This window comes from Prosthecobacter sp., assembly GCF_014879935.1.
In the GTDB taxonomy this organism is placed as follows: Bacteria; Verrucomicrobiota; Verrucomicrobiia; order Verrucomicrobiales; family Verrucomicrobiaceae; genus Prosthecobacter.
Genome location: NZ_JACSRD010000124.1, coordinates 81,555 through 103,400, shown reverse-complemented (window position 1 = coordinate 103,400; position 21,846 = coordinate 81,555). Strand labels below are relative to the sequence as shown.

Below are 21,846 nucleotides of genomic sequence, written 5' to 3'. Positions count from 1 at the left end.
ACGCCGAGTTCCTCGATCAATGTGTAAGGGCCGATCACATCGCCCGCCCAACTCCACATCATCCTGCCGCCCCTTTCGTCATTCGTCACACCATGCCCTCCGATCTCGACAGCTTCGTCGGCCATGCGCTTCGCGACTTCGATGAGCACGCCACTCGCGTCGTGGAAGCGGCGGGCGATGTGATCGGCCCTTACACATTGATCGAGGAACTCGGCGTCGGCGGCTTCGGCTCCGTGTGGCGGGCGCAGCAATCCCAGCCGGTGAGACGTGAGGTGGCGCTGAAGGTGATCAAGGCGGGCATGGACACGCGCGAAGTGATCGCCCGATTCGCGGCGGAGCGGCAGGCGCTGGCGGTGCTGGATCATCCGAACATCGCGAAGGTCTTCGACGCGGGCGCGACGCCCTCAGGCCGGCCTTACTTCGCCATGGAGCTCGTGCGCGGCGTCTCGCTCACGCGCTTCTGCGATGACCAGGCGCTGCCAATTGAAGCACGGCTGCGTTTGTTCATCGAGATCTGCCACGCCGTGCAGCATGCGCATCAGAAAGGCATCATTCACCGCGACTTGAAGCCCTCCAACTTGCTCGTCTCGCTCATCGACGGCCAGCCTGTGCCCAAGGTGATCGACTTCGGCATCGCGAAGGCCGCGGACGGCGGAAGCCTCGCCGATGAGACGCTCGTCACGCGCATGGACCGGCTGATGGGCACGCCGGCCTACATGAGCCCGGAGCAATCACTCCCCGGCATGGATCTCGACACCCGCACGGACATCTACAGCCTTGGTGTCATTCTTTACGAGCTGCTGACCGGCCAGGTGCCGTTTCGCGTCAGCGTGGATGGCCGTGTGAAGCGTGAGCGCGACACGCAGCGGCCCAGCACGCGGATCAAATCCCTCACCGGCGAGCAGGCGCAACGCCTTGGTGAGACGAGACGTGTGCCCACGCCACGTCTGATCGGCCTCGTGAAGGGTGATCTCGACTGGATCGTCATGAAGGCGCTCGAAGAAGACCGCGCACGTCGCTACGACTCCGCGAACGCCTTTGCCGATGATCTCCAGGCCTTCCTCGACCAGCAGCCCGTCAGCGCCCGGCCGCCGACCACGTGGTATCTCCTCACGCGCTTCACGCAGCGGAACAAACTCGCCGTGGCATCTGCGGCGATCATTTTGCTCACGCTCATCGCCGGCATCACGGCATCGACGTGGCTGTACTTCAAAGAGCGCGTCGCCTTGGCGAATAGCGAGCAGGTGTCCAAATTCATGACCGAGCTGCTCGCCCAGGCGGGCCCCGCCAAAGCAATGGGCGATGACGCGACGATGATGCGCAAGATCCTCGACAAGACGGCCGGGCGCATCGGCAACGAGCTGCGCGATCAGCCCGAAGTCGCCGCTACGCTGCGCACGGTGATGGCGGAGACGTATGAGGAGATCGACGAATACGAAAAGGCGTTGGAGCAATCTGAGGAGGCCCTGCGACTCCGTCGCTCGCTCTATCGCGGCGATGACGAGCGCGTGGCACAGGCGCTGATGGCTCGCGGCTCCAGCTTTGAGTCCCTCGGCCGCATGAAGGAGGCCGAAACCGATGTGCGTGAGGCTTTGGCGATGCGTCAGCGGCTCTTCGGCGACGACGACACGCGCACCGCCGCCAGTCACGCCTTGCTCGCCTGGACACTGGGCAAATCCGGCCGCGCGAAGGAAGGCGAAGCCTCCGCCGAGCAGGCGATGAAGGTCTGGAGACGCGATCCGCTGAATGATTCGCTGCATCAGGCCCCCAAAGCGCTCGCGGTGATCTATGCGCACACCGCGCGGCTCGACAAAGCCATCGAGGTCGATCGCGAGGAGCTCGCCGCGCTGCGCAAGCTGCACGGTGACGAGCATCCCGAGATCATGAACTGCCTCGACAACCTCGGCTACGACCTCTCCAACGCGAAGCGATACGACGAGGCCGAACCGCTCCTCAAGGAAGCCCTGCGCCAAGGCGAACGCTTCTACAAAGACCGCAATCCCGTCGCCGATCACGCCCTCGCCTCGCTCTCACGCATCGCCGCAAGCCGCCAGCAATGGGACAAGCAGCTCGACTACGCGCGCCAGTCCTACGAGGCCGCGAAACGCGTCTTCGTCCCCGGACATCGCTACTACCGCGAAGGCTCCGCCGTCTTCGCCCGCGTGCTCATCGAGCAAGCCGAACGCTTCTGCGAAAGCGACGCCAAACGCGCGCAAACCATGCTCGACAAACTCACCACCAATCCCGACTTCGCCGCCGATGTGAAGGCCGCCAGCGGCTGGCTCGATTGTCTCCGCGGCATCGTTTGGCGAAACGATGCCTCTCGACAGGACGAAGCACGTGCGCAGATCGCTCGCGGGATCGATTCGCTGAAGAAGAAGCCCAAACCCACCGCCGAAGATCAAAGGCGCATCCAAAAGGCTGAAGCGTGGCTGAAGGGCGCTGATGCGTCACGATAGCATCCCGATTGGCCGCGTATCACGGCTTCTTTGGCAAGGGAGCCGTCAGGCGGTGCGCGGCGAGGAGCTTCTCTGTTTCAAACACGAGCGCACGTTCATCCGCCGTGCCGATGGCCACGCGATTACCTTTTGCATCGAAGCTGACGGCAAGGATCGCCCGGCCGATTCCCAGCGTGTGACCGATGAGCGTGCCATCTCGCGAATCCCAGAGCTTCAGAGCCACATCATCCGAGGCGGTGGCGATGATGGGCTGCGTTGGATGCCACGCAATCGCAGTGACCGTCCGGTCGTGGGCGCGCATCGTCCTCTCCAGATGAAAATCCCGGGCCGCATAAAAGCGCACGGTCTTGTCCGACCCGCCGCAGGCGACCACGCGGCCGTCGGGGCTGACGGCGAGAGCCGTGAGGACAGTAGGAACATCGATCCTGTGCAGCAAATGTCCCGTCTCACGATCCCAGAAAGCCAGCACATCCGTCTCCTCGCCGGCTGCGCGCTCGCGTGAGCCTGCCGACACCAGCTTCGTGTCACCATCCGCATACGCCACGTGCTTCCACCGCACCACACCATCAAGCCTCCATTTCAGCAGTGGATCAGGCTTGTCCGCCACATAGCGCATCAACACGGGATTGTCCGCGACGATGACCTCGGTGCCTGTCTTGTCAGTGGCGATCGCATGCCCCACCATGTTCCAGGGTCCCGGCTCCACTTTCGGCTGGCCGCTCGCATCCAGGCTCGCCCGCACCACTTTCTTCAGAGGGAAATTCGTGAAGAATCCCCGGTCACGCGTCGCATTGACCACGCCCGAGTTCGTGCTGCGCGGCATGAGGTTGAGCACCACCGGCGGCTGCTTCTGCATATCCCAAAACTCGAAATACTTGCCTGCCCCGGAAGTGAGGAGAAATCGCTCGCCAAAGAACAGGACCGAGAAGCACGAATTGCCTGCATTGATCGCGACCACCTGTTCATGCACCGGCGTTCTCCAGAACTTCGTGACGCGACCCGGGGCGCAGATGGTGCCGTTTTCGGGATTGATCGAAAGCGCGTAGGTGTAGGCCGCTGTGGCAAAGTGTGTCTCGACCGCCACGAGGTTGTCAGGGTTCCAGACTTGGATCACCCTTTGCGAACTCTCATCCGCCGTGAGCTGCGCCAGCGTCACGAGCCGGCCATCCCGGGTGAACGCCGCACCGTTCACGCGTCCGTTCGTCACGCGAAACCTTTGCCGGCGTTCTCCCGACGCCGCGTTCCACACGCTGGCAAATCCATGGTGATCGCCTGCCGCGACCAGCGTGGAATCCGGGCTGAAGGCGATGTCCCAAATGAAAGCGCGGCTCGGCTCCATCGCGCAGACTCTTTCTCCCGAGTCCTCGCGCAGGATGTGAATCGTGTTGTCAATGCTCACGCCGAGCAATGTGCGATCCGGAGATGCCTTCGACATCATCACGTTCTTCATGCTCCACCGGACTGCCTTGGTAGCCCGGTCCACCGAGTGCAGGTAGTTTGGATGGCTGGCGGCTTTCAGCGAAAAGCTGATCCGTGAGTTGTCGGCGCTGAGGGTCAGACCCGTGAGTTCGCCGTTCTTCACCGTCGGGTCCGAGTATCGAAACTTCTCCTCGCCCGTCGCCACATCGAAGATCTTCACTTCCAGCGGATCACCGGATGCCACGGCGATCTCGCGACCATCGAGACTGAGGCTGCCCGTCATCCGGCGCCTGATGCCTGTCTCGATCGTGCGGGTGACCGCCCGCTTCACCAGATCGAATACGAGGATCTTGGTTCCGGACTCCTGAAGCAGCAGGCAGTCGCCGCCGTTCGCACCGCGGGTGAATATCGCGCGGAAGATTGGTCCGTGCATCTTGTCGAGTTCGCAGAAAGAGGAATCCACGCGGCTGTCGAGATAGCGCCAGGAGTCGTCGCGCAACTCCTCCGGACAGGCATCGAGCGCCCGCCTCATGGCTGCGGCATCGAGGCTCGTCGCCGCCGCATCGGCCAGCGCGATCTGTGCCCGCGCGAGTGAGCGGCGCGACTCCGCGGCACTGTCGTTCGCGCGATGTTCGTTCGCCGTGGCGATCTCCGCATGGCGCGTGGCCTTCCGCTCGCTCGCCATCACCTTGATCACAAAGCCGATGCTGATGAGCACCATCGCCACGAGTGAGGCGGTCACCGCTTTGTGCCGCAGCATGAGCAGCGTCAGTTGCTTCCACGCACCCGCTTTTTCCGCGCTGGTGGCAAAGCCTCCCTGATACTTCTCGATGTCCGCGCTCAGGTCTTTCACGCTTTGATACCGCTCGTCCATCTGCAAGCGCAGCGCCTTCATCGCCACCGCCGAAATCGCCGATGGCACGCGACCACCGACGATATGCGGCAACGGCGTGATCTTCTTCGCTTCGAGCACCTCGCCCTTCTTTGTCTTCGCGCTTTTTGATGCCGTGGCGGCACCGAACGCCGTCGGCGGCGTGATCGTGCCCGTGCGCACTTTCTCCAGCACTTCATCGAGCGTCTTGCCTTCCACCGGCGGCCTGAGCGTGAGGATCGCATACAGGATGCCACCGAGCGAAAAGATGTCCGACCGCGCATCCAGATCATCGATCATCCCCCAAGCCTGCTCCGGGCTCATGTATTGCGGAGTGCCCATGACCGCGCCGGCGAGAGTCGCGAGAGAAGGCGAGTTTTCCTCGGCGCGGAATGACGAATGAGGAATGTCGAATGACGAATGAATGCCTTCTGGGGAAGCACCTTCGTCATTCGTCATTCTGATTTCGTCATTGCTGCGCAGCAGCTTCGCCAGTCCCCAATCCATCACCAGCACCTCGCCAAACTCGCCCACCATCACATTATCCGGTTTCAGGTCGCGATGGATGACGCCCTGGGAATGCGCGAAGGCGATGGCGTCGCACACCTTGCGAAAGATCGTCAGCAGAGCAGGCAGCCGGTGCTCGCGCAGCGCGTCGGGATTTTCCGGGCGCAGATCATTAAGGATGTGCTGCAGTGTGCGGCCCTTCACGAGCTTCATCGTGTAGAAGAGTTGCCCGTCCGCATCCGTGCCGAGATCGTGAATCGGCACGATGTTCGGATGCTCCAGCCGTCCGAGCACCCGAGCCTCCCGCCGGAACCGCTCCGCCATCTCTGGCGATTCCGCCTCCGCTGTCATTACCTTTACCGCCACTTCGCGATCCAAGGCCACTTGCTTCGCCCGATACACCGCTCCCATGCCGCCACGAGCCACGAATCCCTGCACAGTGTGACCGGGCAGGGGGCCTGTGCTCCCTGTCGGTTCACCTTGGTTGAACGGCAGCCCTGTGACCACGGTGGCCAGGTCACTGGAGTCGGTCCCATCATGTGCCTGCATGGCATCGCGCACGAATCGATCCAGAGAATCACTCATGGCGACCCTCTACGCCAGCAGCGTGCGGCTGTCTTTCGATCATTCACGGGCGGGACATTGGCGCAGATCCGCCTCTGCGTGCGCCTCCAGCACCACCAATGGGACTTGTCACTCAGATCACTGCCCTGCGGCTGCCGCCACCGCCGCGATCTCAATCATGAGCTTCTGAATGCTGCAGTGGTTGGCTGCAAAGGACTTCTGGAGGTCGTCGAGCACCTTCGGGCCGTAGGCCGCGGGCTCTTGCTTCACCAAATGATGGAACAGATGACGGATGAAGGCGCGATGGCCGCTGGGATTGGCCGCCACGTAGTTCACGATGTCACGTGGCCCGGTCAGGCGGACGGTCTTGCCATCATCCGTGGCCAGCTCTCCGACCGGGTTGACCGGCTTGTTGTTGTCCTTCGTGCGCCAGCGGCCCACGGCGTCGAAATTTTCCAGGCTGAAGCCCAGCGGGTTGATCATGCGGTGGCAGGACATGCACGCGCCATTGCGGGTCATCTCGGTGATCTTCTCGCGCATCGTCAGCTTGGGATTGAAATGGCTGTCTTCGAAAACCACCGCCTTCTGCGGCGGCTTCAGCGACATGCCGACGATGTTGCGCGTCAGAAACACGCCACGATGCACGGGCGATGACTGCTTGGTGTAGGCCAGCGACGCGAGCAGATACGGATGCGTCACGACGCCAGCGCGTTGTTTGGGGTCAAAGCTTACGCGTTGGAATTCATCGCCCTGCACTGGCTTGCCATAGAACTTGCCCAGCCGCTCATTGAGGAGGAGGTAATCGGCCTGCAGAAGCTGGCGGTAGTCAGACGCGGGACTCCACACCACGTCGTCAACGAACTGGAGCAGCGACTCCCGCAGATCGGCCAGCACCTCCGGCGTGAAGTCCGGGAAAACCTTCGGGTCCTTGCTGCTACCTTCAGCGCGTTCGAGTTCCAGCCAATGGTGGAAAAATCCGTGCAGTTTTGCCTTCGTGCGCGGATCGGCCAGCATCCGCTGGGCCTCGGCCTTGATTTGCTCCGGGGTCTTGAGTTTCCCGGCCGCGGCCGCTTGCGCGAGTTTCTTGTCCGGCACGGAATCCCACAGCGTCAAAGCCAGACGTGAGGCGGTGTCGAAGTCATCTGCGGCGGTTCCACCCGACACGTCCGGATAGAGGAACTGCGGCGCCTTCAGCGTCAGCATCACGATCCGCTTCACCGCGGTCTCGGACGCCTTCGCTGTCTTGAACTGCGATTCCACGATGAGTTGGCGCAAATCCTCGCTCAAGGGCCGGCGGAACGAGGCTTCAACGAAGGTGTTGGCAAACTTGCGCAGTTTGTCGCCACGATCGGGGGCTCCCGCTTTGGTTTGAGCCAGTTCGTCGAGGTTCTCGATGACTTTTTCGGCAGTGGAGATCGCCGCGTCGGTGACCGCCTGGTCCCAGCCTTTGGAAATGGTCGTCCCACGTGGATAGCCGCCGCTGCTGTCGTCCGCCGGAAATTCGGTGCTCACGATCATGAGCTCACGCGGCCGGTCCGTGCGCAGAGCATGCGCGGGTATCAGCTCCTTCACGCCGTGCGGCGGTTTCCACCAGAGCTCGATGGAGGCGGACTTCTCTTTGAATTTGAAGTGTTCCAGCAGCAGCCGGTAGGCACGGCCGCCGACGAGGTAGATCGACTTCTTCTCCTCACGCACCTGCGGTCCGGCGCTCACCCAGCCGTCGATCAACGCATCACCGTCCGACGTGTCGTTGATGTAAAGACGGAAACCGTTTTCCGACTTCACGGCGAATTCATACACGCCTGTCTCTGTCGCCATCACACTGCCTTCAAAGCGGTTCTCAAACTGCTCTGCCTCCAGCACGGCCTTGTCCGGGCTGTCGGCACCCCAGTGGAAAGCAATCACCGGTTCCACCTTCTCGATCGTCTTGTTGGGCCGCTTTTTCTTGATGCCCTGCTTCGGCGTGGTGTCCACGGCCTTCTCGCCCGGTTTCGGCAGTTCCACGCCCCGATAGAACGCCTTCAGCCCTTGCTCCGCACTGACGGGACGGTCAAAGCCCGGTCCCATGCGAAAGCGGCCGATCACATCCATCACGCTGTTGCGGAACTGATCAGTCGTGAGCCGGGCCAGATCCTTCTTCGGTGGGTTCAGCCGCGCCTGGGCCTCTGGCGAGTAAAACGCTTCGTAGATATATGCCGCGATCAGCTTCGAATCCTCCGGCGTCGTCTTTTCCGGCTCGTCCTCCGGCATGGTGCGGTCGATCTGCCGGGCGAGCGCCTCCAGCGATTTCTCGCCAGTCAGAGTCTCGTCGTATTCGTTCTCAACGCCTTGTCCACGGTCCCCGTGGCACTCGGCGCAGAGTTTTTGATACAGGGCCTTGCCAGGATGTTCTGCCGGTGCGGCAAAGGCACACGCAGTGAACAACCACAGGACAGGCAGTGGAATGAGGGCTTTGGGGGATGGGGCAGCCATGAAGGGGGATTTGTAGCGGCTGGAAGGATAAAGTTGCTTGCCAGGCACGTCTTTCATCAGGCTTTGGCCTGGTTCCAGTGGCGAACGACGCGACACCATCCATTGCAAAAGCACCCACTTGCACGATAACCACCGCCACCGCTCTCCCGACCGTGCCCACCACACCTGACACCTCCGCCCTGGACCGCGCCCGGGGCAAAGCCTACTGGCGGCTGCTGCCGCTGCTCTTTGTCTGCTACGTCATCGCGTATGTGGACCGGGCAAATGTGAGCCTCGCGAAGCTCACGATGGCGAAGGACCTGCCCGACTTTGACAATGCGGTCATCGGCTTTGGCGCGGGGATGTTCTTCTGGGGCTACATTTTGCTCGAAGTGCCCGGCACGTTGCTCGTGGAGCGCTGGAGCGCGCGGCGTATGATGTCGCGCATCATGGTCACATGGGGCGTTCTGGCCGCGCTGACCGCGGCGGTGACGACGCCGATGCAATTTTACTGCGTGCGCTTTGCTCTCGGACTGGCGGAGGCGGGGTTCTTCCCCGGCGTGCTCGTTTTCCTCACGCATTGGTTTCCGAATCAGGATCGCTCACGCGCCGTCGCGTGGTTTTTGATCGCCACACCCGTCGCGCAGATCGTGAGCCCGAAAATTTCCAACCTGCTGCTGCAAATCGGCACCGATGAAGTCATCAACGGCGTCACCGTGCATCATCCGGAGTTCCTCGGCCTCGAAGGCTGGCAGTGGATGTACATCTTCTGGGGCGCTCCGGCGGTCGTGCTCGGCCTCGTGGTGCTCTTCATGCTGCCCGATCGGCCAAGCGAGGCCAAATGGCTCACCGATGAAGAACGCACTGCCTTGGAGCAGCAACTCCACATAGAGAAGCAACGCCGCTCGAAAGGCAAGCGCATGACTTTGGGCGAGGCGTTTCGGAATCCGAAAGTGCTGCTGCTCGCGCTCGCGTTCTGTTGCAGCGTCACTGCAAACTACGGCTACGAGTTCTTCTTCCCGAGCATCTTGAAGGAGTGGTACAAGCTCGAGCTCAATCAAATCACCTGGCTGGTCATTCTGCCACCGTGTCTCGCACTGGGCAGCCAGTTGTTCATCGGCTGGAATTCCGACCGCACGGGCGAGCGACGCTGCCACGCGGCCTTCTCGATCATCATCGGCCTCACCGCGCTCGCACTCGCTCCGCTGACAAAGGGCAATCTCGCCCTCACCATCGTGTGCTTCATGATCTTCTTCGCGGGCGTCAAAGGCTACCAACCGGCCTTCTGGGCACTGCCGAGCATCTTCCTCACCGAGACCGCCGCCGCGGCGAGCATCGGCTTCATCAATTCCATCGGCCAAATCGGCGGCTTCATGGGGCCTTACCTGCTCGGCAGCATCGAAAAGAGCACCGGCTCCTTCACAGCCGGCATCTACGTGCTCGCCGCGTCGATGTGCGTGAGCGCGATCATCATTCTCGGCCTCGGTCTGGGCCATCGGCCTTCGAAAGACACATGAACGCCGAAGATGAAATCATGCACGTCGTGCCCGTCGAGCGGCACAATGCGATCATCGCCGCCGCGTATCGCGCACGAGGCTATGACGAAGACGAGACGCAGTCTGCCGTGCGCATTGCGCAAAGCGCCTCATGGCATGGTGTGCGCACGCACAACGGCATCAAGGCCGTGAGCCTCGACGATCACTTTGGCTCCAAGGTGGGCGGCTGTGTGCCGCGTGCTGTGATTGAAAAACTTCCGGGACGCTTCGCCGCCACCGAAGTGTGGAATGCCAATCGCAAACTCGGCCAGCCCGTCGCCGAGCAGGCCATCGAGACCTGCATCGCGCTCGCGGATCGCCACGGCATCGGCCAGGTGTCCGTGGACAACGCGTTTCACTACCTCTGGGGCGGCGGCTACGTCATGGAGGCCGCGCGTCGCGGCTACGTGGCCTACACGAACTGCACCTCCGCCAAAACGGGCGTCGTGCCCTTCGGCGGCAAACACGCCACGCTCGGCACGAATCCGCACTCGTGGGGCTTTCCCACCATCGACGCCGTCGGCTTTCCCATCGTGATCGACTGGGCCACGTCCGTCATCGCGCTCGGTCGCGTGCAGCAGCTCGCACGCGAGGGCAAATCGCTGCCGCCCGACCTCGCGCTCGATAAAGACGGCCGCATGACCACCGATCCATCGAAAGTGGCCGCGCTCGTGCCCTTCGGCCAGCACAAGGGCTACGGCCTCGCGCTCGCGGATGAATTGTTCGCCGCGCTTATCGGCGGCTCGCTGCCTACCATCCGCGGCCGCGATCCCGTGCCCGGTGCCAAGCAAACACCCTGCTTCTATTTTCAGGTCATCCATCCCGAGGCCCTCTCCGGCGGAGCCTTCGCCAGCGGCCTCTCTCAAGCCGAAAACATCAAAGCCGTCCTCGCCGACATCCTCTCCCACGGCAACGAGCACTGCCTCCTCCCCGGCGAACTCGAAGCCCGCTGGGCCAGGAAATGCGCCCGCAACAAAGGCCTCCTCTTCTCCCGCCACGAGATCCGCCAGCTCAATCAAATCGCCGCCGCATGTGGCGAGCCGGAGTTGAAACTCGATGCGTTTCCGCAGGCGGACATGACGTGAAATGCGTGTGCTGGCACATTTACTTGTCCGCCGCCTCAGCACAGCCTGCCCGACAACGTCCTCAAATCCTACGCTTGGCAAGCTTGTCCCGTCCCGCTACAATCTGCGCATGACTGCCACCCAAGAACTCTTTGCACATGCGGTTCGCCTGCCTTCCGAGGAGCGGCGTTTCCTGGCCGAAATCATCTGGCAGACGGTGGACGCCGACTTGCCTGCTCAATGGGAGAATGAGGCCACCCTGGGTGCCGAGATCGAGCGTCGCTTCGAAGAGTTCAAAGCAGGACGCGAGCGCGGCTTGAGCCATGACGATGTTTTTTCGGCTGCCAGGAGCCTCGCTGCATGAAGGTTGTCTATTCCGAGCACTTCCAGGCTGAGCTGTGCTGTGTGACCGGTCGCTACAGCGCGGAAGACAAAGAACTTGGCCGCCGGTTTGTGCAGACCGTTGAGCATGCCTGTGTGGAGATCACGGCTGATCCGCTGCGCTGCCGCGTGCTGGAGGGACGCGTCCGCCGCTGCTTGGTTCGCCGCTTTCCATACATCATCTACTATCTCGTCGAGGATGATTTGCTCTACTTTGGCGCTCTGCTCCACAGCGCTCGTCACCCAGAGACTTATCGAGCTGCATTCGCGGACTTATAGCCGGATCACGCAAACCGGTCCGGTGACATCAAATCGAGCTTCACACTCGATTTTTCATCCGCGAGCAACTCAGAGACGATCCTGCCCGTCGCGGGCGCGAGACTCAGGCCCATCATCGCATGACCAGTGGCCACGGTGAGGTTTTTCCAACGCTTCGTTCGGCCGATGTAGGGCATGCCATCGGGTGAAACGGGTCGCAGACCGCTCCACGGCTTCACTTCGGCAAAATCCGCTTCTTCAAAGGCCGGGAAATACTGCGGAAAGGCCCGCGTGATGCCGCGCACACGGCGCTGCGTGATGGATTCGTCGATGCCCGCCATCTCCATCGTGCCGCCGACACGCAACGCGCCATCCATCGGCGTCACCGCGAGCCGCGCCTCCGTGCAGATGCTGCACAGCTCGGGAAGTTGCGTCGGATTCGCCAGCGTCAGGCTGTAGCCTTTGCCCGCCTGCATCGGCAGCTTCAAATCGAGCTCCTTCGCGAGCTGCGCCGACCACACGCCACCACTCAGCACCACCTCATCACTTTCGATTTCACCGCGTGAGGTTTTCAGCGCCCGCAGTGCTCCGCTTTCTGTTTTAAAGCCACTCACCTCCGTCTCCCACAGAAACGTCACACCGAGTCGCACGAGCTCCGCCTCCACCGCAGAAATAAAACTGCCCGGTGCGAGATGGCAGTCCTTTGGAAAAAACACGCTGCCGCAGATGTCCATTGTCACCGCCGGATCGAGCGCGGCGGTCGCCTTCGCATCCAGGACCTCGGCGGGGATGCCGAGCGCGTTCGCCTTCTCCGCCATGTGCGCTTCCTCATCGAGCGTCTGCTGTTTTTTGCACAGCATGAGCAAACCACGCTTCACGAGGCCGAAATCGAGTCCCAGCGTCTCAAAGCACTCGCGGCTCAGCAGGCTCAAATCGCGCAAAACAGGCGCGGCGGCCTCGACACGGGCCTTCGTGGCCGCTTTCCAGAAATGCAGGCCCCAGCTCATCAAATCGGCATCCAGCCGTGGCTTGATGTAAAACGGCGATTCCGGGTTCCACATCCATTTCAGGCCCAAAGCGACCATTCCCGGCGCCGCGAGTGGGATGAAGTGACTCGGCACGATCATCCCCGCATTCCCAAACGAGCACCCATCGCGCTGACGCGGTTTTTGATCGATGATCGTCACCCGCATGCCGCGGCGGGCGCAGTAAAGCGCCGTGCTGAGGCCGATGACGCCCGCGCCGAGGATGGTGACTGATTTGCTCATGTTTACGCACAACATGGCGTATCGAAGCTAGTCATCTTGGACGCTTTGGCGGTCCACGCCGCGATTTTTGCCAATCGCCACCGCTGGACGCCCCAAATGTGCTCTTTAGCATTCCCGGGCCGCCCAATACAACCAGTCTCGGACTAATGCCCTTCCTGACACAACTCGATCCAAATGCTCGCATCAAGGGTTCGCGTGATCCGCTGGGAGTGCAGGCAGTGTGGACTCTGCTCGGGCGTGAGGTGGTGCCTAATCTCTCGACGGTGACAACTGCGGTGCGGGATTTCACGGCGACGATGATTGGCTATGCTTTCGCCCAGCACCTGGAAGGCCGGGAGGAGTCTGCTGTGACGATCTTCCTGCGCTGGGAGCAGTGGGCGGCCTACAGCCGGGCGTTTCATTTTCGAAAGGAGGCCGCCCTGCGCGGCATCGAGCGAGTGCGCATGGAGGCGGAGAAAGGCAATGTGCGCATCTCAGCAGCACGCGAACATCAGATTTTGAGCAATCAGAAGACATATGGACTGTGGGGGCTGTATTCGATGCCTTCAGAAAAGTCCGGCCTTGTCGAAACGAAGGCGGTGTGTCCGACGCCCGATGCCTGGAAGATGCTTGAATCCGTGTGCTGGCCGAGGTTGAAACCACTGGCTGCAAAGCTCGCTCAGCCGCTCTGCCGGGTGTCTTTGGAGAAGGAGCCGCTGGTGGATGTGATCGCGCTTGAGGTGCTGAAGCCACACTTTTCGAAGCTGGAAAGGTCTTTCTACACTCGGCACCTGCTCGAGCAGTCGGCAGATCAGCGTCTGGCGGTTCTGACCATGCCGGAGGTGCTGCGCGTGAGTCGCCCCGAACTTTCGCCTCCCCTGCTGCGTGAGTGGCGTGATCGCGCGGCGGGTCATAGCAGCACGCTGGCGGAGAATCTGGAACGTGTCCGGGTGGCGGAAACCGTGCTGGCACCTGCGGTGTGGCTGTTTTCGTGGCTGCTGGGGCGTGATGGTCAAAAGCTGGCCGCAGTTGAGAAGGATCTGAGGCAGGAATGGGGCACGGCGTTTGCGAAACTGGAGGTGGATGCCTTTGCCAAGCTGCGCGGTTACTTCAAAAACGGCACATCGGATGGCTGGCTGCGAATGGCGGAGGCAATGAAGGCGGCGGATTATCGCCAACTGGTGCTTGAGGTGACCGGCCTGTGTTCGGACGTGATGAAGCAACGCGGTGGCAGCGCCTGGATCACCATGGAGGCTGGTGCGCTGCGAGTTCATGCGCAGGAAAAGCCGGCGGCACTGGTGAGTCGGGCGCGTCTGTCCGAGTTGTGGACGCACAGTTATTTCCTGGACTCGCTGGCCGTGGTGGCTGCGGCGCTGAAGGAGGATTGAAACCCGATGAGCCAGTCCACTCAAAGCATTCCGCAGCATGTGCTCTCCGAGGAGCTGCAACGTGCCATGCAGGGCAGACGGCTGGTGACGGCCCTGTTCACCACGTTCAGCTTTGATCCGGGCTTTTTCGAGCAGGAGGTGCTGCGCCTCTTCTTTGATGAAGAAGTCAGTCACCTGCCTGTGCTGCGCACGGTGCAAATGGAGCAGGCGCTGCACAGCCTGAGCACCCGGGCGGCAGTGTATTATGATCCGCAGGCGCTGGAATGTGCGGCACGCTTTGGCCCGGCCCGGCTGGACTTTGCAAGGCATCCCGTGCGCATGGGGGCATGCTTTCATCCGAAGATGGTCTGTCTTCTGGTCGAGGCTGAGCGTGATGAAGCACAGGCTGCGGATGCAGACCCGCCGCGTGAGCTGATCGTGGCCTGTCTCTCCGCCAATCTGACGGAGTCCGGCTGGTGGCAGAACGTGGAATGCGCGCACCTGGAGGTGCTGCGGTCGGGGGACAGATGCGCGTTCAAAGAGGACCTTGTCGCGTTTCTCAAATGGCTGGCACCGCAGAGTCCGGCAGCGCCACCGGCTCAGCCCGGGGTGCGTTTCACTCAGCGATTTGAAGGTGAGGCGGCGGGGGAGATTGTGCGCTTTCTGGAGCAGGAGATGGGGGCGGACTTCCTGCGCCAGAGCAGCGACACACTGCATGCGCGTTTCTTGTGGAAACAACCCGGCGCCGCGCTGCTGGACACCTTCATCGACGAGTTTTCGCAAGTGCTGCGCGGCATGAACCTGGAGGTTATTTCTCCCTTCTTCAGTCATGATGACAGCGCCGCGCCTCTGGATGCCATCATCGAGGCCATGTGTCCGCCTGAGACACGGGTTTTCATGCCAAAAGATGACGCGGGAACCCCAAAAGTTTCACGCAGTCTGCACGACGCCATTCGCGGGCTCGAAAACACCTCCTGGTCCTCCCTGCCTGGCGAAGTGACACGAGCCGGAAACAGGGCGCAGGCCGCGGCGCGCGGGGTCCATGCCAAGCTGTATCGCTTTTTCCGTGCGCGGCCGATGCGTGAGATCTGGGTGCTCGGTTCCGCCAACCTAACCCGGGCAGCATGGCAGAAGGGCGGGAACATGGAGTGCCTTTTCATCGTTGAGCGGCCTTGCACACGCAGGCCGGATTTTCTTCTCCAAGTGGACTCGAAGCGTCCTGACGCGGATGCCACGACAATCACCGATCCATTGGAGACTGCGTTGGACGAATCCGCGCTGGCCGCTTTCAGTCTGCGGTATGATTGGGCGACTCAGAAAGCTTCCGCACGCTGGGAAGGCGATGACCCGCCGGCGGGTTTGGTGCTCTCCGTGTCAGGCGTGGCACTCGGAGCCGTGCCCGCTCTCAGACCGCGGGGATGGCTGACGCTGGCGTCTGAGCTGGCGGAAAAAATCGCCGCACATCTGCATTCGACATCCCTTTTCACTGTTCATGACGACGCCGGGCGTGGCACGGTGTTTCTCGTCATGGAGGACGCGGTGCAGACGCACAAGCCCTCGCAACTGGAACGGCTGAACGCGGCGGACATCCTGCGCTACTGGGCGCTTCTGACGGCGGACCAGCGGAACCGCTGGCTGGAGTCACGGCTGCGTGATCTCATCCTCGCGACCTCAGCGGATGGCGAGACCCTGCCTGCGAATGCGTCCTTGCCGAAGGGCGCGGAGTCTTTGTTTGATCGTGTCGCGGGTTTCTTCCACGCCTTCCATCATCTGGAGCAGAGCGTGGGAAAGGCGATGGAGGAAAACCGCCCAAGTCTGGCGGTGGCGCGATTGTTCGGGAGAAAACATGATTCGCTGCACCGGCTGCTGGACCGCCTGGAGCAGCCGGAGGATCCCCTGCAGGATGTGGTGGATCGCTACGTCATCGCGCTGAGTGCGCGGCAGAGCCTGAAGCATCTGAGAACAAGGCACGTCGATCTCTGGCGGGATCAGCGACCACACGCTGAGGCCATCACGCTGCGGGTGGAAGCCCTCGCTGACAAATTGAGGGGGAAAATCTTGTCCCAGGGCGAGTCAGCGGCGTTTCTCGACTGGTTCGAAAAGGGCTTCCTCAAACGTGCGGGGGAGGTGACTGCATCATGAAAGGCGTGACCTTGTCGCGCCTGACGATGGAGGCAGCGGAAGCCCTGCTGGATCTGGATGCGCGCATGGACTCGCCAGCGCGGGCACGGCAGCAGCTCGAAGGAGCGGTGGCGCTGCACAACCGTCTGGCGGAGCACCGTTGCGCCTATCTGGCGGATGAAGTGGGCATGGGGAAGACCTATGTGGCGCTGGCCGTGCTCGCACTGATGCAGCACCACCATCCCCGTCGGCGCGTGCTGGTGATCGCTCCCCGTGAAAACATCCAGCGGAAGTGGGAGAAGGATCTGCGGAACCTCGTGCGGCACAGTGTCCGCTTTGCCGATCTGCGGGTGAAGGCGGCGGATGGACGCCCCGCGATGCCACTGGTCCAGTGCCACAGCCTGCTGGATCTGGTGCAGCAGACGAGCCTGCATTCGCATGGCGTGTTTTTTGTCCGCATGACGAGTTTCAGTCTCGGTCTGGGCGAGTTGCGCGGTGACGATTCCTGCGGCGGCAAGGCAGCACGGAAAATGCGTGATGAACTGCGCGCTCATCTCCCCTGGCTGGACGCGGCGGCGCTGGACTTGCGCATTCAGGACAGCTCGGTCTTCAAGGAGGCCTTTGCCCGTTGTGTGTGTTGTGCGCTGCCCGTTTTCGATCTCGTGATCGTGGATGAGGCGCATAACCTGAAGCATGGCCTGCGCACGCACAGCGCTGCAAGGAACCGCGTGCTCGCCGCCGCGCTCGGTCATGCGTTGGATTCCCCACCAAGGGATGCCTTCCCCGGCTATGGCAGCCGCGCCGCACATGTGCTGATGCTCTCTGCCACGCCAGTGGAGGAGAGTTACATGCAGCTCTGGAACCAGCTTCAGGTGTTGGGCCGCGGCGGGCATTTTCCCCAGCTTCGCGATCCAGCTCTGGATGACGAGGCAAAGAAGGACATCGCCCGGCGCTTCCTCATCCGCCGTGTCACGGCACTGGAGCTGGATGGCAGGCGGTTCACGAAAAATCTCTATCGCCGGGAGTGGCGGCGTGGCGGGGTGATGGAGCACGATGAGCCCGTCCGCGTCACGGGCACACGTGAGCGTCTCGTTCTGGCCCTGGTGCAGAAAAAGGTGGCGGAAATCATCGGAGTCCCGCAGTTCGGAGCCTCCTTTCAGATGGGCATGCTGGCCTCGTTTGAAAGCTTTCATGAAACACTCGCTTCAAGAGGGAAAATTGAACCTGGAACAGCCGACGAGAACGGCCCGGATGAAAGTCGTTTTGACGGCATCGAGCAGACGGAAAGCCTTTCCGAACGCCAGGGTGTGGACGTTGGCAGCATCAACTCGCTGGCCCGTTCCTACCGTGCGCAGTTCAACGAAGAGCTGCCGCATCCAAAGATGGACGCGTTGCGCGACGGTCTGAAGCAAAACTGGAACACCGGGGAGAAAGCGCTCGTCTTTGTCCGCCGAGTGGCCAGCGTGCGTGAGCTGAAACTGAAGCTGGAGGAAACCTATGACGACTGGCTGGAGCAGCGGCTCAGATCTGAGTTTCAAGGCGTGCCACAGGTGCTTTCCAGGGTGGAAAGCCTCTTCCACAGATACCGGCGTGAACGGGCCGAACATCGCGAGCAAGCGGGCGGGATTCTGCCGAACGAAGAGGACGATAAATCCAGCGCGGAAACCTTTTTCGCCTGGTTCTATCGCGGCGAGGGGCCGCGCGGAGTTCTCAGTGGCGCGGCGCTGCAACGCCGCCTGCGCCAGGGAACCTTTTTCGAGCATAATCACGTCGCAGCCCTGCTGGGCTGTGAAGCGGAGACCACACTCGCCACTCTCGCGGAACGCCTGGGCAAGCCCGAGTCGGAACTTTCGGCCGAACTTGTGGGGGACGCACGTCTGAGGTTGGACACCAAAGCCCGGAAACTGCCACGGCAGATGGTCTTTGAGGCACTCCAGGCCGTAGCTTTGGATCGATTGACGCTGGTGGATGGACCTGAGTCGGAAGAGGCGCGCATCATTCTTCATGAATTGTTCGCCGGCATGAAGCCGCACGCCGTCACACGGGCGCCGGAGATCCCGCCTGATGATGCGCGACTGCTGAACCGGTCCACGCTGTTCAGCGAGCTGCGCCGACCGTCACGAGCGGCACTTCGCACGGCGCTCTGGCCTGAGTCTGACCGCAAAGCCGGGCCGCAGGAGCGCTTCCGCACGGAGGCACTGCGGGCCGCCCTGCTGGAGTCCGCGTTGCGCCTCGGCCATGCCGGGATTGATCTTCACGCCATCGCGGTGAGGCAGCTGGGCACTTTGGATGCAGGTGCGCGAGAAGATGCGGATGAAGAGCAGGGGCTGGAGAGTCGCTTCCTCGATTTGATCGAGCAGCAGCGACTGACCCCGCGTCAAGAACGTGCATGGGCGGCCTTCGACGAGCTGGCGGACATCGCGGCGCACTTTGATCTCATCCTCGATGTCAATCTGCCGAAACGGGAGGACATGAACCTCGCTGAAGCGCGGCGAGAGCTTGCCCGCCTGCTCGGGAATCAGCAGCCAGTCGGAGGGATGGCGGGCAAGGCGAAAAGCCAGCGTCTAGTGTCCCAATTTCGGATGCCTGGTTACCCTCTCGTGCTCGTGACCACGGACGTCCTCCAGGAAGGTGAGGACCTGCACACCTTCTGTTCGCGCATTCATCACTACGGCATCTCCTGGACTTCCTCGGGCACCGAGCAGCGCACGGGGCGCATCGACCGGGTGCGCAGTCAGACGGAGCGGCGACTGCTCACACTCCAAAGTGCGCCTGAAGTTGCCAGGCTCCAGGTCCACTACCCGCATCTGGAGGACACCATCGAGGTGCTCCAAGTGCGCCGCTTGCTCCAGCGCATGAACACCTTCCTCGAACTCATGCACGAGGGCCTGCAAGCACCGCAGAGTGAGGAAAGCCGCCTCAAAGTCAGCGAGGAGATACTCCGCCATCACCATCCTGTGCCCGCCGTCACAACGGAGCTGCAGACCGCGTTTGATGTGCAGCCGGGCGATCTTCAAGGCCCCGTCCGCACCTTGGCCCGCAGTCCTGAGCAGGCAGTGCAGATGAGCCGGCGCTTTCAAGATTTGCGCTGGCGTCTGGACATGGCGCTGGATCTTCAAATGGAAGCCATCGAGCCCGGAGAAGCAGGCAAGCATCGGCTCTTCGGCACCATTTTCCTGCCGCAAGCTGATGGATCAAGGCGGCAACAGCCTTTTGGCCTTTGGCTGCATTCGTTTGAAGAACATCCGCTCATCCGCTGCATCAGCCCGGTGGGCCGGGTTTGTGATGAACACGAGCTGGATGAGGCTCTTTTGCGCCACGGACTCTGTGGTCTGCGCCTTGGTGCCGTGCTCACCGGGCGTGATGACCACAGCTACGACCTCACGGCCGAAGATGAGGCATTGCTGGGGAAGGATGGAGCCCACGACCTCGAGCGCGTTCGCCAGATGATCCTCCGTGTCGCCACGCAGGCGGATCACGTCGAGCGCCTGTTGCTCGAACTGGACCAGAGATTGCGCGTCTTCCACCAAGATCTCAAACATGAGTAGTACCGCGTCCGCATCCAACGACTGGCAGCGCTTGCTCACCCGTGCTCAAGATGTGCAGGTGATCTCAGCACGCTCCCTGCGTGTCCGTTTTGCCGATGGAAGATCCCATCGGCTCAGTGTGACGGATGGCGGCGACCACTGGCTGCTGACTGGGATCATCCTCAGAAACACGAGCGATCTTCCGCCAGGATCGCCCTTTCGTGACCAGCCTGCCCTCGCTGCCGCGCATCGAAATCGGCGACTTTCGCTCTGTGGGCTGATGCTGGATGAGGCCGCCCGATTGACCGGCAACTGCCATGTTTCCAAGGCCGGACTCAGTGCGCATGAGTTTCAACTTTACGCACGCCATTTGGCCGCTGAATGCGACCGGCTGGAGCACCAGCTCACGGGCGAAGACGCGGAATGATCCTCTCCATGCTGGACGATGACCGGGCACGGGCTAGCGTCGCATCATGGATCCAACTTGGACAGACAAAATCGTGATCGTCACCGGCGGTGGCGGTGGCATGGGACAGGCAGCAGCCAAGCGCTTCGCAGACGCTGGTGCGAAGACCTTCATCTTCGGCCGCACGCTGGAATCGCTCCAAGAAACCGCCGCGCTCTCGAAAAACATCATCCCCATCGTCTGCGACGTGGCCGACACCGCCAGCGTGGCCACCGCGCTCGATGAAGTGCTCAAACAAGGCGTGCCCGATGCGCTCATCCACACGGCCGGCATCAACACGCCCGACCGTTTCATGGCGCACGCCGATCCCGCCCGCATTGCCAGCGAGGAAAGCTGGCGCAAGGTCATGGACATCAACGTCCTCGGCGTGGTCAACGTGATCCAGGCCGTCGCGAAGCCCATGGCCGCGAATGGCGGCGGTCGCATCGTCGTGGTCTCCTCCACCGCGGGTCACGGCTACGATTCGTATGCCGGCGTGCCTTACACCGCCAGCAAGTGGGCCGTGCATGGCCTGCTCTTCACCGCCCGCATGCAGTTGAATGCCCACGGCGTCATCCTCTCCGAATACGCTCCCGGTGAGGCACTCACCCCGCTGGTCAAACTGCGTCCCGTGCAGCCCACGGAGGAGCACAAAGCCAAAATGATCACCACCACCGACTGCGGCGACACTTTGTTCTTCATCGCCAGCCAGCCGCACAGCATGAGCGTCATCCAGCTCCCGGGTTATCAACCCTTCGGCGGCATGCCCCCACCCATCACCGCGCCATGGCTGAGCGGTTTGGAGATCAAGCCGAAGACTTGACCCTGTTGTCGGTCATTCAGCGAATGCTTCCACTTTGCTCCACTCGGGTTCGAGGCGGTGCTCGCAAATCATCTGCATGAGATCCGAGCGTGGCCACTCGTCACCGAGGCTGGCGAGCATGCGCTGGATGTCCCGCAGGTGCTTGGCAGAACCGCCTTCACGGAAAAACTGCAGCTTTCTCACGATCACATATTCCGGCGGCGCGAAGATGATGGTTTCGCCATCCAAGTCAGCAGTCACCACATGGGCAAAACCCCAGGCATGAAGTTCATCGCGGCCGGTGAGGTAGATGTCTGCTTTGAAGCCGGTTTCGTGATGGATGATGTTGAAGTGGCCCCGTTGGTCGCGTGTGCGTTCCGACTCGATGATCTCCACAGGCGGGCAGTAGAACTCATCCTCAGGAAAGGCTTTGATCAAACGTCGCACATCCTCGCGACGCAGGAACACGATGATGTCCACATCGTTCGTCAGCCGAGGCTCGCCATAGTAGATGGCTGCGATGCTGCCGCTCACCATGTGGCGTAGACCCAGCTCCTGCAGCTTCCGCGTGAAGATCAGGTATGGCTCAGGTGGTTGCATGCATGAAGATCTCCTTCACTCGCTGTTGCACCTGTGCCTCTGTCCATGCGGGATGCTGTTGCCGAAGGCGTGCCGCTTTGATTTTTCTTGCTCCCCAGTAGAGCTGAAACGCCGTGCGCAATTTCTGCGCCCCGCTCATCCGGCGGAGCGTGGCGATGTATTCAGGCGTGAGTTCCGATGCCATGCGGCAGACTAGCTAGCGTCGGCAACCGGAGCAAGCAGCAACCT

Annotated in this window: 15 protein-coding genes; 10 read left to right on the top strand and 5 right to left on the bottom strand. The window is 61.9% G+C overall.

Annotation, left to right across the window (positions count from 1 at the left end):
• Positions 1-92: 92 nt before the first annotated feature.
• A complete protein-coding gene (locus IAE77_RS10360) occupies positions 93-2,459 on the top strand; it encodes a serine/threonine-protein kinase (protein ID WP_294225736.1) in 2,367 nt (788 codons plus the stop codon).
• 19 nt (positions 2,460-2,478) lie between these two features.
• On the opposite strand, the gene IAE77_RS10355 is transcribed toward IAE77_RS10360, so the two are convergent.
• Together IAE77_RS10355 and IAE77_RS10350 are read right to left on the bottom strand one after the other, a co-directional pair.
• Entirely contained in the window at positions 2,479-5,841 is a 3,363-nt protein-coding gene (locus tag IAE77_RS10355; protein WP_294225732.1) for a protein kinase, read from the bottom strand.
• A gap of 117 nt (positions 5,842-5,958) precedes the next feature.
• Positions 5,959-8,292, bottom strand: a complete 2,334-nt coding sequence (locus IAE77_RS10350) for a DUF1592 domain-containing protein (RefSeq protein ID WP_294225730.1) — start codon at positions 8,290-8,292, stop codon at positions 5,959-5,961.
• A 152-nt stretch (positions 8,293-8,444) separates the two neighbouring features.
• Between IAE77_RS10350 and IAE77_RS10345 the strand changes: the two genes are divergently transcribed.
• The 4 genes from IAE77_RS10345 to IAE77_RS10330 all read left to right on the top strand — a co-directional run bounded on the left by IAE77_RS10345 (position 8,445) and on the right by IAE77_RS10330 (position 11,530).
• Complete coding sequence (locus IAE77_RS10345) at positions 8,445-9,788, top strand: MFS transporter (protein WP_294225727.1); 1,344 nt, start codon at positions 8,445-8,447, stop codon at positions 9,786-9,788.
• Positions 9,785-10,891 carry an Ldh family oxidoreductase gene (locus tag IAE77_RS10340; RefSeq protein WP_294225724.1) on the top strand — a complete coding sequence of 369 codons (1,107 nt, stop codon included), beginning with the start codon at positions 9,785-9,787 and terminating at the stop codon, positions 10,889-10,891. The genes IAE77_RS10345 and IAE77_RS10340 overlap by 4 nt, the downstream gene beginning before the upstream one ends.
• A 109-nt stretch (positions 10,892-11,000) precedes the next feature.
• Positions 11,001-11,234 carry an addiction module protein gene (locus IAE77_RS10335; protein WP_294225723.1) on the top strand — a complete coding sequence of 78 codons (234 nt, stop codon included), beginning with the start codon at positions 11,001-11,003 and terminating at the stop codon, positions 11,232-11,234.
• Positions 11,231-11,530 (top strand): type II toxin-antitoxin system RelE/ParE family toxin, encoded by a 300-nt coding sequence (locus tag IAE77_RS10330; protein WP_294225721.1) that lies wholly within the window; start codon positions 11,231-11,233, stop codon positions 11,528-11,530. Before IAE77_RS10335 ends, IAE77_RS10330 begins: the two co-directional genes overlap by 4 nt.
• Positions 11,531-11,535: 5 nt before the next feature.
• On the opposite strand, the gene IAE77_RS10325 is transcribed toward IAE77_RS10330, so the two are convergent.
• Complete coding sequence (locus tag IAE77_RS10325; RefSeq protein WP_294225719.1) at positions 11,536-12,777, bottom strand: FAD-dependent oxidoreductase; 1,242 nt, start codon at positions 12,775-12,777, stop codon at positions 11,536-11,538.
• 146 nt (positions 12,778-12,923) lie between these two features.
• Here IAE77_RS10325 and IAE77_RS10320 point away from each other — a divergent pair, with 146 nt between their 5' ends.
• Genes IAE77_RS10320 through IAE77_RS10300 form a run of 5 tightly spaced genes read left to right on the top strand, consistent with a single transcriptional unit; the run spans position 12,924 to position 21,039 of the window.
• Complete coding sequence (locus IAE77_RS10320) at positions 12,924-14,144, top strand: hypothetical protein (RefSeq protein WP_294225717.1); 1,221 nt, start codon at positions 12,924-12,926, stop codon at positions 14,142-14,144.
• A 6-nt stretch (positions 14,145-14,150) separates the two neighbouring features.
• Entirely contained in the window at positions 14,151-16,265 is a 2,115-nt protein-coding gene (locus tag IAE77_RS10315) for a hypothetical protein (RefSeq protein ID WP_294225713.1), read from the top strand.
• On the top strand, positions 16,262-19,792 hold the full coding sequence (locus IAE77_RS10310; RefSeq protein ID WP_294225711.1) for a DEAD/DEAH box helicase family protein: 3,531 nt from the start codon (positions 16,262-16,264) through the stop codon (positions 19,790-19,792). Before IAE77_RS10315 ends, IAE77_RS10310 begins: the two co-directional genes overlap by 4 nt.
• Entirely contained in the window at positions 19,785-20,198 is a 414-nt protein-coding gene (locus tag IAE77_RS10305) for a hypothetical protein (RefSeq protein ID WP_294225706.1), read from the top strand. The genes IAE77_RS10310 and IAE77_RS10305 overlap by 8 nt, the downstream gene beginning before the upstream one ends.
• 46 nt (positions 20,199-20,244) lie before the next feature.
• A complete protein-coding gene (locus tag IAE77_RS10300; RefSeq protein WP_294225702.1) occupies positions 20,245-21,039 on the top strand; it encodes an SDR family oxidoreductase in 795 nt (264 codons plus the stop codon).
• A 12-nt stretch (positions 21,040-21,051) separates the two neighbouring features.
• Here IAE77_RS10300 and IAE77_RS10295 read toward each other — a convergent pair whose 3' ends face one another.
• Positions 21,052-21,618 carry a hypothetical protein gene (locus IAE77_RS10295; RefSeq protein ID WP_294225700.1) on the bottom strand — a complete coding sequence of 189 codons (567 nt, stop codon included), beginning with the start codon at positions 21,616-21,618 and terminating at the stop codon, positions 21,052-21,054.
• Positions 21,605-21,802, bottom strand: coding sequence for a hypothetical protein (locus IAE77_RS10290; protein ID WP_294225698.1), 198 nt, complete (start codon positions 21,800-21,802; stop codon positions 21,605-21,607). Before IAE77_RS10290 ends, IAE77_RS10295 begins: the two co-directional genes overlap by 14 nt.
• Positions 21,803-21,846 lie beyond the last annotated feature (44 nt).